Origin of the sequence: Nocardioides sp. TRM66260-LWL (assembly GCF_020075545.1) — a bacterium.
In the GTDB taxonomy this organism is placed as follows: domain Bacteria; phylum Actinomycetota; class Actinomycetes; order Propionibacteriales; family Nocardioidaceae; genus Nocardioides.
This window is the reverse complement of record NZ_JAIQZK010000001.1, coordinates 1,045,124-1,060,275: the sequence shown is the minus strand read 5'-3', so window position 1 is coordinate 1,060,275 and position 15,152 is coordinate 1,045,124. Positions and strand designations below refer to the sequence as shown.

Genomic DNA, 15,152 nt, shown 5'->3' with positions numbered 1-15,152 from the left:
TCGATCAACTTTGCCCGTCATGACCCCTTCACGATGTCGCGGCCACGGCTCCCCGCCTAGGCGGCGCGGGAGCCCAGCAGCGAGCGTAGGAGGCCGATCAACCGTTCGGGGCGCTCGAGGTCAGCCCAGGTCACCCGGAGGCAGCGCCAACCGGTGATCCGCCGCACCTCGTCCTCCCGGCGCTTCTCGCGCCAGAGGACGAGCCCGGGATCAGCATCACCGAAGGGCAGGTCGTACTTGATGCGACCGTCCACCTCGACGAAGACGCCCAGGTCCGGCCAGGCGGCGTCGAGACGCGCGACCATCCGCCCGCCCTCGTCGTGGATGGCCATCTGGATGACGGGCATGGGAAGTCCGGCGCGACGGACGAGGTGGAGGAAGCGACTCTCTGCCACGCTCTCGCATGGCTCTCCGAGCAAGCGCCGGAAGCCCGGATGCGAGAGCGCCCCAGGCCATCGACCGGTCGTCGCGAGACCGGCGTCGATCGCGCCCGCAGTCGTCAGGCCGCGCCGGATCAGCTCGTGGGCAAGCACCAGACATGCCTCGCCCGTACCGGGTCCGAGCAGCTCGGCCACGCATCTCGCCGGGCTGGTGACGGCGACGTCGGCGACCGTCATGCTCGCGTCCCCGAGCTCGCCCCGGTGCTGGGCGACACCGGCTTCCCTTCTCCCCGTGCGGCCGTCGAGCCTGGTGATGTGCACATCGGCGAGGGAGAGGCCCCAGCCGCTCGCGCCGTGTTCCAGCGCGGCACTGACATGGGACAGCACGACCCGGGTGCCCGCATTCAGCAGGACCGCTCTAGCACGAAGGCGATGCTGATCGGTTGACGAGATCCTCCGCCAGAGCTCCCCCTCGACGTAGGCACCGTGGCGGACGCGAACGAGATTCCCTCGCTGTACGGCCTTGCGAATGTGTCCGTCCGTCAACCCGGCGTCGATCAATGCAGCGCGGGTCCGGATCTGGCTCAGATCGATGATGGCGGCGTTCACAGCACCATGCTCGAAGCCCCGCTGGCCGCCAGGACACGCCGATCACGAATCTGTGGGGAACCTGGGTCCGAGGCAGGCCTGTGAGAGGCGCGCGACCTGTCAGGACAGGCAAAATCGATCGTTGACGGGCGAAGTTTCGCCCGTCAACCATCGGTTTCCCCGGTCGACCGGGGAAACCGTCGAACCAGGTGGGAAGCCGACGAGTCAGCCCGCGACAGCGGCCTTCAGCGCGTCGGCGCGGTCGGTGCGCTCCCAGGTGAACTCGGGGAGCTCGCGGCCGAAGTGACCGTACGCGGCGGTGCGGGCGTAGATCGGACGCAGGAGGTCGAGGTCGGCGATGATCGCGGCCGGACGCAGGTCGAAGACCTGGAGCACGGCGCGCTGGATCTGCTCGTCCGGGACGGTGCCGGTGCCGAACGTCTCGATGAAGACGCCGACCGGCTGGGCCTTGCCGATGGCGTAGGCGACCTGCGCCTCGCAGCGGCGGGCGAGGCCGGCGGCGACCACGTTCTTGGCCACCCAGCGCATCGCGTACGCGGCGGAGCGGTCGACCTTCGACGGGTCCTTGCCGGAGAAGGCGCCGCCGCCGTGGCGGGCCATGCCGCCGTAGGTGTCGACGATGATCTTGCGGCCGGTGAGCCCGGCGTCGCCCATCGGACCGCCGACGACGAAGCGCCCGGTCGGGTTGACGAGCAGCCGGTAGCCCTCGGACGGGATGTCGAAGGTGGCGAGCACGGGGTCGATGACGTGCTTCTTGATGTCGGGCTGGAGCGTCGTGGCGAGGTCGACCTCCTCGGCGTGCTGGGTGGAGAGCACGACGGTGTCGATGCGCACCGGCCGGTTGTCGGCGTCGTACTCGATCGTCACCTGGGTCTTGCCGTCGGGACGCAGGTAGTCGAGCGTGCCGTCCTTGCGGACCGCCGAGAGCCGCTCGGAGAGCGTCTGCGCGATCTTGATCGGCAGCGGCATGAGCTCGGGGGTGTCGTCGCAGGCGTAGCCGAACATCAGGCCCTGGTCGCCGGCGCCCTGCTTGTCCATCGCGTCGACGGACTCCTCGAGCCGCGACTCGTAGCCGGTGTCGACGCCCTGGGCGATGTCGCCGGACTGGCCGCCGATGGCCACCATGACGCCGCAGCTGGCGCCGTCGAAGCCCTTCTCGGAGTGGTCGTAGCCGATCTCGAGGATGCGCTCGCGGACGATCTGCTTGACGTCGACGTAACCGGTCGTGCTGACCTCGCCCGCGACGACCACCAGGCCGGTGGTGAGGAGGGTCTCGACGGCGACCCGCGCGTGGGGGTCCTGCTCGAGCATGGCGTCGAGGACGGAGTCGCTGATCTGGTCGGCGATCTTGTCGGGATGACCCTCGGTGACGGACTCCGAGGTGAACAGGCGACCGGACACGGGAACTCTCTCTCACTTCACGGGGCGGGACTGCGAGCCACCCTAACCGCAGTGGCGCGCTCGACTTCATCGGGGCTGCGGCATCACCCGGGTGGGTCGAGCCGCCGACGACCACCCTTCGGAGCCGCACGACCAGCCGGATGGCTCATCGCTCGGTGCGCAGGACCTCGTCCCAGATCGCATGGGCCACCCGCGCCTTCGACCCGCGGGCGACGGGCACGCTGCGGCCGTCGGCGCCGAGGATGACGGCCTCGTTGTCGGGGCTGCCGAAGACCGCCCCGCCGCTGACGTCGTTGACGACCAGCAGGTCGCAGCCCTTGCGCGCCAGCTTGGCCCGCGCGTGGTCGAGGACGCCGCCGCGCTCGTCGCCGGTCTCGGCGGCGAAGCCCACCACGACCGCGTCGGGGCGCACCCGCGACGACGACAGCTCGGCCAGGACGTCAGGGTTCTGCACCAGGTGCACCGTGGGCGCCGAGCCGTCGTCGGCCTTCTTGATCTTGGCGGTCGCGACCTCGGCGGGCCGGAAGTCGGCCGGCGCCGCGGCCATGACGACGGCGTCGGCCTGCGGGGCGGCGGCCAGCACGGCCTCGCGCAGCTGCGCGGTGGTCTCGACCCGGACGACGTCGGCGCCGGCGGGGTCGGGCAGGGCGACGTTGGCCGCGACGACCGTCACCCGCGCGCCCCGGGCCAGGGCGGCCCGGGCCAGGGCCCATCCCTGGAGGCCGGAGCTGCGGTTGCCGAGGTAGCGCACCGGGTCGAGGTACTCGCGGGTGCCTCCCGCGCTGACGAGCACGTGCCGGCCGGCGAGGTCGGCTGGCCCGCCGCCCCGGGCCAGGACGTCGCGGGCCAGCTCGACGATCTCGGCCGGCTCCGGCAGACGCCCCTTGCCGGAGTCCTTCCCGGTCAGCCGGCCGACGGCCGGCTCGACGACGAGCACGCCCCGGGCGCGCAGCGTGGCGACGTTGGCGACCGTGGCGGGGTGCTCCCACATCTCGGTGTGCATCGCCGGGACCAGGACCACCGGGCAGCGGGCCGTCAGCAGCGTGTTCGTGAGCAGGTCGTCGGCGATGCCGTGGGCGGCCTTCGCCAGCAGGTCGGCGGTGGTGGGCGCGACGACGACGAGGTCGGCCTCCTGCCCGATGCGGACGTGCGGCACCTCGTGGACGGCGTCCCACACGCTCGACGAGACCGGCTTGCCCGAGAGCGCCGACCAGGTCGGGGCGCCGACGAACTCCAGCGCCGCGGACGTCGGCACCACCGTGACGTCGTGCCCGGACTCGGCGAGCCGCCGCAGGACCTCACAGGCCTTGTAGGCCGCGATGCCGCCGCCGACGCCCAGAACGACGCGCGACCGCGCCCCCGAGGGGGACGCGGTCGTCGCGGTGTCGGTGCCGGAGGTCACTCGGCGAGGAAGTCGGTGGCCGCGGCCTCGGCTGCGGCCGCCTCGGCGGCAAGCTCGGCCGGGTCGACCTCCTCGCAGGTCAGGAGGTCCTGGCTGATCTCGCGCAGCGCGATCGACAGCGGCTTCTCCTGCACCTGGGTCTCGACCAGCGGGCCGACGTACTCCAGCAGGCCCTCGCCCAGCTGGGAGTAGTAGGCGTTGATCTGCCGCGCCCGCTTGGCCGCGTAGAGCACCAGCTGGTACTTGCTGTCGGTCTTGGAGAGCAGGTCGTCGATCGGGGGGTTGGTGACCCCGACGGCGGCGATGGTGGGCGAAGACACAGGACCTCACAGGTGGGCGATGGGACCGCGGGACACCCCGCGGACGGGCCGGGTCAGTCGCGACGCGTGGCGTCGGCGGCCGGCAGCCCGAACAAGGCTACCAACTCGGCCGCGGCGGCACGAACTTCGTGGTTGACGATCGTGGTGTCGAACTCGGGCTCCGCGGCCAGCTCCAGGCGCGCCGTGGCGAGGCGGCGCTCGCGCTCCTCGGCGGTCTCGGTGCCGCGGCCGACGAGGCGACGCACGAGCTCGTCCCAGCTCGGCGGGGCGAGGAAGACGAAGAGCGCCTCGGGCATCGTGGCCCGCACCTGGCGAGCGCCCTGCAGGTCGATCTCGAGCATCGCGGGACGCCCGGCGGCCAGCGCCTCCTCGACCGGGCCGCGTGGGGTGCCGTACCGGTGCGTGCCGTGCACGACGGCCCACTCCAGCATCTGCCCGTCGGCGACCAGGCGGTCGAACGCAGCGTCGTCGACGAAGTGGTAGTGCACGCCGTCGACCTCACCCGGACGCGGCGCGCGGGTGGTCGCCGACACCGAGATCCAGACCTCGGGGTGCTCGGCGCGGACGGCCGCGGCGACCGTGCCCTTGCCGACGGCGGTCGGGCCGGCCAGGACGACCAGCCGGCTCGGGCCGCTCACCCGGCGTCTCGGGCGCCGAACTCCTTCTCGAGCGCGGCGACCTGCTTGGCGCCGAGCCCGCGGACCCTGCGCGACTCGGCGATGCCCAGCCGCTCCATGGTCTGGCGGGCCCGCACCTTGCCCAGGCCGGGCATCGACTGCAGGAGGTCGACGACGCGCATCTTGCCGATGACCTCGTTGGTCTGGCCCTCGCGCAGCACCTCGACGACCGACACGCCGGAGTTCTTGAGCCGGTTCTTCACCTCGGCCCGCTCCCGACGGCTCGCGGCGGCCTTCTGGAGGGCGGCCTGACGTTGTTCGGGGGTGAGGGGCGGGAGTGCCACGGAGACGTGTCCTTCGGGTCGTCGACAGGTGGGGGTCACCCTAGTCAGACGTGCTGGACGGCGGCAACGCGCCTCCGCCTCCGAGACGGCCGGCGGCCCGCCCCTCACCCGAGCGCGCGGGGTCCCGTCGCGGACCCCGTGAGGGACTGCGTGCCGCGCCGGCCCCGGCTCACCCGGTCAGCGAGGTCTGGCACACGTCGCGCACCTGCTGCTGCACGGCGGCGAGGGCGTCCGCCGTCTCCGGTCGGGCGAGCTCGGTGGCGGCCGCGGTGATGGCGTCGCGCTGCGCGGCCGTGAGACCCGTCGGCGGCTTCGCGGCGTCGTAGCCGGCGGGGTCGACGCCGGCCGCCCGGAGCGCCGAGTCGAGGGCCTCCAGGCGTCCGACCACCTGCTGCCACTCGTCGCCGACGTCGGCGGGGGCCTTCGAGCGCAGGTCCTCGAGCGCGGGCAGCACGGAGAGCAGGGACGCCTGGCCGCCCCGCGCCACCGCCTCGCCGAGCTCGCGCTGGTGCGAGCGCACCGCGTCGCAGTAGCCGTCGCCGCCCAGTCCCGGCAGACCGCTGCAGGCCGTCAGCGCCGGACCGACGAGGGCGAGCAGGACGCCCGCGACGACCGGCCGGCGGCTCACGCCTCCCCCAGCCCGGCGAGCTGCTCGACGGTGCGCGAGACGGCGTCCCGCAGCGCGCCAGGGTCGGGTCCGGGCGCGAGGAGCTCGCGGGAGGAGCTGACGAGCACGCGCCGGGTCGCGGCGCCGAAGACGCGGCGCAGGTCGGCGATCGTGCCGCCCTGGGCGCCGAACCCGGGGGCCAGGAGGGCGCCGCCGCAGTCGAGGTCGACGCCCTGGTCGGGGGTCGGCGGGGCGATCGTGGCGCCCACGACGGCGCCGAAGGACCCCAGGCCGGGCGCCTCCGCGCGGTTGAGCTCGGCGAGCTGCGCGAGCACCCGTCCGGCCACCGTGCCGCCGTCGCCGGTGCGCGCGTGCTGCACCTCCGGTCCCTCGGGGTTCGAGGTCAGGGCGAGGACGAAGAGGCCGGCGCCGTGGCGGCGTGCCGTGTCCACGAACGGCGTCAGGGAGCCGAACCCCAGGTAGGGGCTGACGGTGGCGGCGTCGGCGGCGAGGGGGCTGGCGGGGTCGAGGTAGGCGTCGGCGTAGGCCTGGGAGGTCGAGCCGATGTCGCCGCGCTTGACGTCGAGGAGCACCAGCGCGCCCGCGGCGCGCGCCAGGTCCACCACCCGCTCGAGCACGGCGACGCCGCGGGAGCCGAAGCGCTCGAAGAACGCCGACTGCGGCTTGATCACCGCGCTCGCGGGCGCGAGCGCCTCGGTGGCCGTCAGCGCGAACCGCTCGAGGCCCGCGACGTCGTCCGGGAGGCCCCAGGACGCGAGCAGCGAGGCGTGCGGATCGATGCCCGCGCAGAGCGGGCCACGGGCGGCCATGGCGGCCTCGAGCCGGGCGCCGAAGGGGACGGGCGGGACGGCGGTCATGCGGCTCCTCCTCGGGAGTCGGGGGACGGGGACGGCCGGACGGCCAGCTCGGCCGCGATCCGGCCCGGCGCCGCCGGGTCGTGCAGCGCGACCGATCCGACCTGCACCGCGACGGCGCCCAGCGCGCGCAGCGCCCGGACGTCGTCGACGCCGGCGACGCCGCCGGAGGCGACGACGTCGAGGGCCGGCAGCGCGTCGCACACCTCGCGCACCCAGCGACGGGTGACGCCGCCGATCGCGGGGCCGCTGAGCCCGCACGGCCGGCCGTCGGGCAGCGCGGCGGGCACCGCTCCCCCGACGACGACCGCGCCCGCGCCCGCCTCGGCCGCCGCCCGGGCCGCCGCGACGACGCCGGGCCGGCCGGGCAGCTTGGCCCACAGCGGGACGCCCGGGGGCAGCTCGCGCACCACCGCGCCGACGGCGAGGGCGACCGCATGGGGCTCCTCCGCGCTCAGCAGTCCCTGGTGGGCGGCCTCGGGCGTGGCGAGGTCGAGCTCGAGCGCCGCGACGCCGGGCAGCGCGCCGAGGCGCCGGGCGAGCGGGACGAGGCCGTCGGACTGACCGGGCAGCGCCGCGACGCCCGCGACGGAGACGACGACCCGCGCGCCCAGGCGGACGAGCTCGGGCAGCTCGCCGGCCAGGAAGCCCTCGAGGCCGGGGTTCGGACGACCCGTGGCGTGCAGGAGGCCGGCCGGGCTCTCCACCACGCGCGGCCACCGGGCCCCCGGGCGCGCGTCGAGGGTCACCGTGCGGGTGACGACGGCGCCGAGGGCGTCCAGCGGCGACCACGCGTGCAGCTCGCGTCCGCCGCAGCCGGCGGCCACGAGCACGGGCGAGCGGAGCGAGAGCCCGCTGACGCGCACCGCGCTCATGGGCGCGTCCCGGCGCGGCCCGCGCTGCCCACGGGACCTGGGACCGCGGCGGCCTGGGCCCGCAGGTCGTCCCAGCGCACGCGGTCGCCGCGCACCACCGGCCCCTCGACGCAGCCCCGCACCGTCCGCTGGACGCCGTCCTCGGCCACCACCGGCAGCGGGCAGCCCTGGCAGAGCCCGGTGGCGCAGGGCAGCGGCATCGCGACGGCCGTCTGGCTCCAGGCCCCGTGCTCCTCCGCGGCCCGGGCCACCGCGTGGAGCGCGGGGAGGCCGGCGGCGGCGTAGACGACCTGCGCCTCGGAGCGGCGCAGCGTCTCGCCGACGAGGTCGGCCACGTCGCCGCGCTGACCGACGGAGCCGTCGGCGGTCACGACCACCACCGAGCGCGCCGTGCGGCGCAGCTCGAGATCGGGCAGCAGGCGCGCCTCGTCGGGGGCGCCGAGCAGCAGCGAGACCGGGCAGCCGCGCTCGTGCAGGCGCTCGGCGAGCAGCTGCAGCGCGGCCACCCCGTGGGCCTCCCCCACCAGCAGCGTCGCGACGGGCTCGCGCGGCAGGGCGAAGGGACGGCCGAGAGGGCCGGTGACGTCGAGGCGATCGCCGACCGCGAGGCCGGCCAGCCAGCGGGTGCCGGGCCCGACGGGCTCGACGACCACCTGCACGGTGGCGCCGTAGCCGGCCATGGGCTGCACCTTGTGGATCCACAGCGGACGTCGGGCGAGGTGGGCCGTCGCCTCGCCGGGACGACCGATCGAGGCGGCCAGGAACGACCCGGGCCGGACGAGCTCGCCCACGCCGGGCGCGACCAGGGTCAGGTGCTGGTGGGCACCGATCCGCTTGGTCATCAGCACCTCGGCGGTGACGTGCACGCTCATCCCGCCGCGGCACCGCCCCGGGCGAGCGCGCTCGCCACCCGACGGGGCCACAGCGGCCCCTCGTAGATGAACGCGGTGTAGGCCTGCACCAGGTCGGCGCCCGCCGCGAGCCGGCGCACGGCCTCGTCCGGGGTGCCGATGCCGCCGACGCCGATCAGGGTCAGCCGGTCGCCGACCCGGGATCGCAGCCGACGCAGCACCTCCTCGGAGCGGGCCGTCAGCGGCGCGCCCGACAGCCCGCCCGCGCCGGCGGCCTCGACGAGCGCGGCGGGGCTGCGCAGGCCGGCGCGTCCGATCGTGGTGTTGGTGGCGATGACGCCGTCGAGCCCCTGGGCGAGCGCGAGGTCGGCCACGGCGTCGACGTCCTCGTCGGCCAGGTCGGGCGCGATCTTGACCAGCAGCGGCACGCGACGCCGGGGCGAGGCGTCGTCGGCGACCCGGCGGACGTGGGCCAGCAGCGGCTCGAGCCGCTCGACGGCCTGCAGCGTGCGCAGGCCCGGGGTGTTGGGCGAGGAGACGTTGACGACCAGGTAGTCGGCGAACGGGGTCAGCAGGCGGGCGGAGTGCTCGTAGTCGGCCTCGACGGCGGCCTGGTCGTCCTCGGGCACGACCTTGGACTTGCCGATGTTGACGCCGAGCACCGGCCCGCCCGCCCCGCTGCGCCGCCGACGCTCGGCGCGCCGGGCCAGCCGGGCGGCCACGGCGTCGGCGCCGTCGTTGTTGAAGCCCATGCGGTTGACCACCGCGCGGTCGGCGGTGAGCCGGAACAGCCGCGGCGCGGGGTTGCCGGGCTGGGCCAGCGCGGTGACGGTGCCGACCTCGACGTGCCCGAAGCCGAGCCCGCCGAGCGCGTCGATGCCGACGGCGTTCTTGTCGAACCCGGCCGCCAGCCCGAGCGCGTTGGGGAATCGCAGGCCCAGCGCCTCGACGGGCGCGCCGGGCGTCGGCAGCGCCCGCAGCGCGGGGCCCGCGGCGCGGATCGCCGCGAAGCCCTGGTGGTGCGCCCGCTCGGGGTCGCTGTGCACCAGGACGCGGTCGAAGAGCTGCCGGTAGATCACGCGCGCTCCGCGATCGTGGCCGCCCACTCCTGCAGCGACCGGACGCCGATGTCGCCGCGCCGCTGCGCCTCGATTCCCTGCACGGCGGCGCCGAGCCCCTGCACCGTGGTGATGCACGGGACGTTGGCCATCACCGCCGCGGTGCGGATCTCGTAGCCGTCGAGTCGGGCCTGCCCGGACTCGCCGCCGCCGGCCGCGCCGTAGGGCGTGTTGACGATCAGCTGGATCTCGCCGTCGTGGATCAGCTGGACGGTGGTGCGCTCGCCGTCGGGCCCGGTGCCCTCGAAGTGCTTGCGGACGACCGTGCAGGCCACGCCGTTGCGCCGCAGCACCTCGGCGGTGCCCTGGGTGGCGAGGATCTCGAAGCCGAGGTCGGCCAGGACCTTCACCGGGAAGATCATCGAGCGCTTGTCGCGGTTGGCCATCGAGACGAACACCCGCCCGGAGTCCGGGAGCGGACCGAAGGCCGCGGCCTGCGACTTGGCGAACGCGGTGCCGAAGTCGCGGTCGAAGCCCATGACCTCGCCGGTCGACTTCATCTCCGGACCGAGCACGGTGTCGACCTGCTGGCCGTCGGGGGTGCGGAACCGGTTGAACGGCATCACCGCCTCCTTGACCGCGATCGGCGCGTCGGAGGGCAGGCGGCCGCCGTCGCCCACGGCGGGCAGGACGCCGGCCGCGCGGAGGTCGGCGATCGACTCGCCCAGCATCACGCGAGCCGCGGCCTTGGCCAGCGGCACCGCTGTGGCCTTGGAGACGAACGGCACGGTGCGGCTGGCCCGCGGGTTGGCCTCGAGCACGTAGAGGATGTCGGAGCTCCAGGCGAACTGGATGTTCAGCAGGCCGCGCACCCCGACGCCGCGGGCGATCGCCTCGGTGGCCTCGCGGATGCGACCGATCTCGTGCGCTCCCAGCGTGATCGGCGGCAGCGCGCACGAGGAGTCGCCGGAGTGGATGCCGGCCTCCTCGATGTGCTCCATGACGCCGCCGAGGAAGAGCTCCTCGCCGTCGAACAGCGCGTCGACGTCGATCTCGACCGCGTCGTCGAGGAACCGGTCGACCAGCACCGGCGCGGCGGTGGAGATGAGCCCGCCCTCGACGTGCTTCTCCAGGTACGCGCGCAGCGCGTCCTCGCCGTAGACGATCTCCATGCCGCGACCGCCGAGCACGTAGGACGGCCGGACGAGCACCGGGTAGCCGATCTCGGCGGCGATCGCGCGGGCCTCGTCGAAGGTCGTGGCCGTGCCGTGCTTGGGCGCCACCAGACCGGCCTCGGCGAGCACGCGGCCGAAGGCGCCGCGCTCCTCGGCGAGGTCGATCGCGTCCGGCGAGGTGCCGACGATCGGGACGCCGTTGGCCGCCAGGCCCTGGGCCAGGCCCAGCGGCGTCTGCCCGCCGAGCTGGCAGATCACGCCGGCCACCGGACCGGCCTGCTGCTCGGCGTGCACGATCTCCAGCACGTCCTCCAGCGTCAGCGGCTCGAAGTACAGCCGGTCGGAGGTGTCGTAGTCGGTGGAGACGGTCTCGGGGTTGCAGTTGACCATCACGGTGTCGTAGCCCGCGCCGCCCTTGGCCGCCGAGAGGGCCAGCGAGGCGTGCACGCAGGAGTAGTCGAACTCGATGCCCTGGCCGATGCGGTTGGGGCCCGAGCCGAGGATGATCACGGCCGGACGCTCGCGCGGCGCGACCTCGGTCTCCTCGTCATAGGTCGAGTAGTGGTACGGCGTCGCCGCGGCGAACTCGGCCGCGCAGGTGTCGACGGTCTTGAAGACCGGCCGGACGCCCAGCGCGTGCCGCACGCCGCGGATGACGTCGGCGCTGGTGCCCCGGATGCGGCCGAGCTGGTCGTCGGAGAAGCCGTGGCGCTTGGCGCGCCGCAGCAGCGGCGGGGTCAGCTCGGGCGCGGCGATGAGCTCCTGGGCGATCTCGTCGATCAGCACGAGCTGGTCGACGAACCACGGGTCGATGCCGGTGGCGGCCACGACGTCCTCGGCGCTCGCGCCGGCGCGCAGCGCGTCCATCACCTTGCGCAGCCGGCCGTCGTGGGGGACGCGGATCTCGGCGAGCAGGGCGTCACGGTCGAGGTCGACGTGGGTCTGCGACCAGTCGAACGGCGCCGTGCGCGACTCCAGCGAGCGCAGCGCCTTCTGCAGCGCCTCGGTGAAGCTGCGTCCGATCGCCATCGCCTCGCCCACCGACTTCATGTGGGTGGTGAGCGTGCGGTCGGCGCCGGGGAACTTCTCGAACGCGAACCGCGGCACCTTGACCACCACGTAGTCGAGGGTCGGCTCGAAGGACGCCGGCGTCGAGGAGCCGTCGGGACGCGTCGTGATGTCGTTGGGGATCTCGTCGAGCGTGTAGCCGATGGCGACCTTGGCGGCGATCTTGGCGATCGGGAAGCCGGTGGCCTTCGAGGCCAGCGCCGAGGAGCGGGAGACGCGCGGATTCATCTCGATGACGACCACCCGCCCGTCGCGCGGGTTCACGGCGTACTGGATGTTGCAGCCGCCGGTGTCGACGCCGACCGAGCGGATGATGCCGATCGCCAGGTCGCGCAGGTGCTGGTACTCGCGGTCGGTGAGGGTCATCGCCGGCGCGACGGTGATGGAGTCGCCGGTGTGGACGCCCATCGGGTCGAGGTTCTCGATCGAGCAGATGATGACGACGTTGTCCTTGGTGTCGCGCATCACCTCCAGCTCGTACTCCTTCCAGCCGATGATCGACTCCTCGAGGAGCACCTCGGTGGTCGGGCTGGCCGCCAGGCCGGCACCGGCGATGCGGCGCAGGTCGGCCTCGTCGTAGGCGATGCCCGAGCCGGTGCCGCCCATCGTGAACGAGGGGCGCACCACGACCGGGTAGCCGCCGAGGTGGTCGACGGCGTCGAGGCAGCGCTGCAGGCCGAGCGCGACCTGCGCCCGCTCGTCGGCCCCCGCGGGGGCGCCCTCGGCGTTGCAGATGACCGAGCGGGCCACCTCGCCGCCGAGCTCCTCGACGATGGTCTTGAAGACCTGCCGGTTCTCGCCGCGGTCGATCGCCTCGACGGAGGCGCCGATCAGCTCGACGCCGTACTTCTCCAGCACGCCGTTGGCGTGCAGCGCGATCGCGGTGTTGAGCGCGGTCTGGCCGCCGAGGGTGGCCAGCAGCGCGTCCGGCCGCTCCTTGGCGATCACCTTCTCGACGAACTCCGGCGTGATCGGCTCGACGTAGGTGGCGTCGGCGAACTCGGGGTCGGTCATGATCGTGGCCGGGTTGGAGTTCACCAGCACCACGCGCAGGCCCTCGTCGCGCAGCACGCGGCAGGCCTGGGTGCCGGAGTAGTCGAACTCGCAGGCCTGGCCGATGACGATCGGCCCGGAGCCGATGACCAGGACGGAGCGGATGTCGTCGCGCTTGGGCATCAGGCCCGGCCCTCCATCAGGTCGCAGAAGCGGTCGAAGAGGTACGCGGCGTCGTGGGGGCCGGCCGCGGCCTCGGGGTGGTACTGCACGGAGAACGCGCGCAGGGCGCCCGCGGCGTCGCGCAGCTCGAGGCCCTCGACGACGTCGTCGTTGAGGCACACGTGGCTGACGCTGGCGACGCCGTAGGGGGTCTCGGTGTCGCGGTCGAGCGGCGCGTCGACGGCGAAGCCGTGGTTGTGCGCGGTGACCTCGACCTTGCCGGTGGTGCGGTCCATGACCGGCTGGTTGATGCCCCGGTGGCCGTAGACGAGCTTGTAGGTGCCGAAGCCCAGCGCGCGGCCGAAGAGCTGGTTGCCGAAGCAGATGCCGAAGTACGGCAGGCCGCGGCCCAGCGCGTCCTGGAGCAGCGCGACCTGGCCGGTGGTCGCGGCGGGGTCGCCCGGGCCGTTGGAGAAGAAGAGACCGTCGGGCTCGACGGCGAGCACGTCCTCGATGCTCGCCGTGGCGGGGAGGACGTGCACCTCGATGCCGCGCTCGGCCATGCGGGCCGGCGTCATGGTCTTGATGCCGAGGTCGAGGGCGACGACGGTGAACCGCTTCGCCTCGCCCCAGGGGCCTGGACGGGCCGGGACGACGTAGGCGGCGTCGGTGGAGACCTCGCCGGAGAGCTCCGCGCCGGCCATCGCGCCCGAGGCCCGCACCCTCGCCAGCAGCGCCTCGGCGTCGGTCTCGACGGTGGAGATGCCCGCGCGCATGGCGCCGCGCTCGCGCAGGTGGCGGGTCAGCGCGCGGGTGTCGACGCCCGAGATGCCGACGACGCCCTGGGCGCGCAGCTCGTCGTCGAGGCTGCGACGCGAGCGCCAGCTCGACGGCACGCGCGCGGGATCGCGGACGACGTAGCCGGCGACCCAGATGCGCGAGGACTCCGGGTCCTCGTCGTTCACCCCGGTGTTGCCGATGTGCGGTGCCGTCATCGTGACGATCTGCCGGTGGTAGGACGGATCGGTGAGCGTCTCCTGGTAGCCGGTCATGCCGGTGTTGAAGACGGCCTCGCCGAACGTCTCGCCGGTGGCGCCGTAGGAGTCGCCGCGGAAGACCCGACCGTCCTCCAGGACGAGGATCGCCGGTGTGGGGGCATGCGAGGGCAACCCCATACCTCCTTCTCCGCCTCACAGGACGGGTCGTTAAAGGATGTCGAGCGCGCTCACCCTAGCAGCGCTCGGGGCCCTCGCGGCGGGGCGGCCCGCGAACGGATCAGGAGCTGATCAGGAGCGGATCACGCCTCGGCGACGTCGATCAGCACCTTGCCGACGGCGCCGCCCTCGACGTCGTCGTGGGCCTCGGCGGTCTGCGCCAGCGGTCGGTGGTGCAGCGGGAGGCCGGCCTCCTCACCGACGCCGATCGCGCCGTCGCCGATGGCGGCGGTGAGGTCCTCGATCGCGGCCTGCAGCAGGTGCGGGTCGAGGGTGTAGAGGATGACGAACTGCCAGCGCAGGTTGCGGCTGAAGGTGGCGCGCAGGGGCAGGACGAGGTCGTCACCGCCGTTGTTGGCGTAGACCGCGACGGTGCCATGCACCCGCGTGACGGCGAGGTCGAGCGCGACGTTCTGCGCGGGCGCGACCTCGGCGACGAGGTCGACGCCGTCGGGCGCGACGGCGAGGATCCGCTGGGCGACCTCGTCGGCCGTGCCGTCGGTGTAGGTGACGACGTGGTGGGCGCCGGCGGCCTCGGCCAGTCGCGCCTTCTCCGGGCCGCTCACGGTCGTGACGACGGTCGCGCCGGCCCACCGGGCCAGCTGGATCGCGGCGTTGCCGACGGCGCCGGCCCCGCCGGCGACGAGCACCGTCCGACCGTGCAGCGAGCCCGGGGACAGGCGGGCGACGTCGCCGGAGGTGAGCAGCCGGTGCGCGGTGACGAACGGGACGCCGAGGCTGGCGCCGAGGTCGAACGACGCGCTGTCCGGCAGCGGCACCACCCGCTCGGACGGCTGGACGGTGAGCTCGGTCGCCGTGCCGTAGGGCCGGCCGTGCTGGGCCAGGAGCAGCCAGACGCGGTCGCCCGGCGCCACGTGCTCGACGCCCTCGCCCACGGCCTCGACGACGCCCGCGCCGTCCTGGCCGGGGCTCACCTCGTCGTGGCCGGACATCATGCCGGCGCGGAACTTCCAGTCCGTGGGGTTCACCCCGGCGCGGACCACCCGCACCAGGACCTCCCCCGGCCCGGCCTGCGGCTCGGGACGCTCGACGAGCTCGAGCACGGACGAGGGACCGGTGTGGCGGTAGACGACGGCACGCATGTCGGCGCAACGTCGGTCGCTGGGCCTCGTGTTCCCCTGGCGGGGTGGGCGGGGCTCTCGTGCAGTTTCATCGGCTGACCGATGAAACTGGCGGCTGC

The 15,152-nt window shown here is 74.2% G+C and carries 14 protein-coding genes; all 14 read right to left on the bottom strand.

Annotated features, from left to right (window positions below; genetic code table 11):
- Window positions 1–56 precede the first annotated feature (56 nt).
- Window positions 57–989, bottom strand: coding sequence for a hypothetical protein (locus K8Z61_RS05050; protein WP_224127108.1), 933 nt, complete (start codon window positions 987–989; stop codon window positions 57–59).
- A 204-nt stretch (window positions 990–1,193) separates the two neighbouring features.
- Window positions 1,194–2,390: a methionine adenosyltransferase gene (gene metK, locus K8Z61_RS05045; protein WP_224127106.1), complete on the bottom strand. Its 1,197-nt coding sequence runs from the start codon at window positions 2,388–2,390 to the stop codon at window positions 1,194–1,196.
- Window positions 2,391–2,535: 145 nt separating this feature from the next.
- A complete protein-coding gene (gene coaBC / locus K8Z61_RS05040; protein ID WP_224127104.1) occupies window positions 2,536–3,792 on the bottom strand; it encodes a bifunctional phosphopantothenoylcysteine decarboxylase/phosphopantothenate--cysteine ligase CoaBC in 1,257 nt (418 codons plus the stop codon).
- Window positions 3,789–4,112, bottom strand: a complete 324-nt coding sequence (gene rpoZ / locus K8Z61_RS05035) for a DNA-directed RNA polymerase subunit omega (RefSeq protein ID WP_224127102.1) — start codon at window positions 4,110–4,112, stop codon at window positions 3,789–3,791. The genes coaBC and rpoZ overlap by 4 nt, the downstream gene beginning before the upstream one ends.
- Before the next feature lie 53 nt (window positions 4,113–4,165).
- Complete coding sequence (gene gmk / locus K8Z61_RS05030; protein ID WP_224127100.1) at window positions 4,166–4,750, bottom strand: guanylate kinase; 585 nt, start codon at window positions 4,748–4,750, stop codon at window positions 4,166–4,168.
- Window positions 4,747–5,073: an integration host factor, actinobacterial type gene (mihF, locus tag K8Z61_RS05025; RefSeq protein ID WP_224127098.1), complete on the bottom strand. Its 327-nt coding sequence runs from the start codon at window positions 5,071–5,073 to the stop codon at window positions 4,747–4,749. The genes gmk and mihF overlap by 4 nt, the downstream gene beginning before the upstream one ends.
- Window positions 5,074–5,242: 169 nt before the next feature.
- Window positions 5,243–5,701, bottom strand: coding sequence for a hypothetical protein (locus K8Z61_RS05020; RefSeq protein WP_224127096.1), 459 nt, complete (start codon window positions 5,699–5,701; stop codon window positions 5,243–5,245).
- On the bottom strand, window positions 5,698–6,558 hold the full coding sequence (gene pyrF / locus K8Z61_RS05015; protein WP_224127094.1) for an orotidine-5'-phosphate decarboxylase: 861 nt from the start codon (window positions 6,556–6,558) through the stop codon (window positions 5,698–5,700). Before pyrF ends, K8Z61_RS05020 begins: the two co-directional genes overlap by 4 nt.
- Entirely contained in the window at window positions 6,555–7,430 is an 876-nt protein-coding gene (locus K8Z61_RS05010) for a hypothetical protein (protein ID WP_224127092.1), read from the bottom strand. Before K8Z61_RS05010 ends, pyrF begins: the two co-directional genes overlap by 4 nt.
- Complete coding sequence (locus K8Z61_RS05005; protein WP_224127091.1) at window positions 7,427–8,302, bottom strand: hypothetical protein; 876 nt, start codon at window positions 8,300–8,302, stop codon at window positions 7,427–7,429. The genes K8Z61_RS05010 and K8Z61_RS05005 overlap by 4 nt, the downstream gene beginning before the upstream one ends.
- Entirely contained in the window at window positions 8,299–9,360 is a 1,062-nt protein-coding gene (locus K8Z61_RS05000) for a quinone-dependent dihydroorotate dehydrogenase (protein ID WP_224127090.1), read from the bottom strand. Before K8Z61_RS05000 ends, K8Z61_RS05005 begins: the two co-directional genes overlap by 4 nt.
- Entirely contained in the window at window positions 9,357–12,758 is a 3,402-nt protein-coding gene (carB, locus tag K8Z61_RS04995) for a carbamoyl-phosphate synthase large subunit (RefSeq protein WP_224127088.1), read from the bottom strand. The genes K8Z61_RS05000 and carB overlap by 4 nt, the downstream gene beginning before the upstream one ends.
- Window positions 12,758–13,912: a glutamine-hydrolyzing carbamoyl-phosphate synthase small subunit gene (carA, locus tag K8Z61_RS04990; protein ID WP_374227902.1), complete on the bottom strand. Its 1,155-nt coding sequence runs from the start codon at window positions 13,910–13,912 to the stop codon at window positions 12,758–12,760. Before carA ends, carB begins: the two co-directional genes overlap by 1 nt.
- 122 nt (window positions 13,913–14,034) lie before the next feature.
- A complete protein-coding gene (locus K8Z61_RS04985; RefSeq protein WP_224127084.1) occupies window positions 14,035–15,054 on the bottom strand; it encodes an NADPH:quinone reductase in 1,020 nt (339 codons plus the stop codon).
- Window positions 15,055–15,152: the final 98 nt, after the last annotated feature.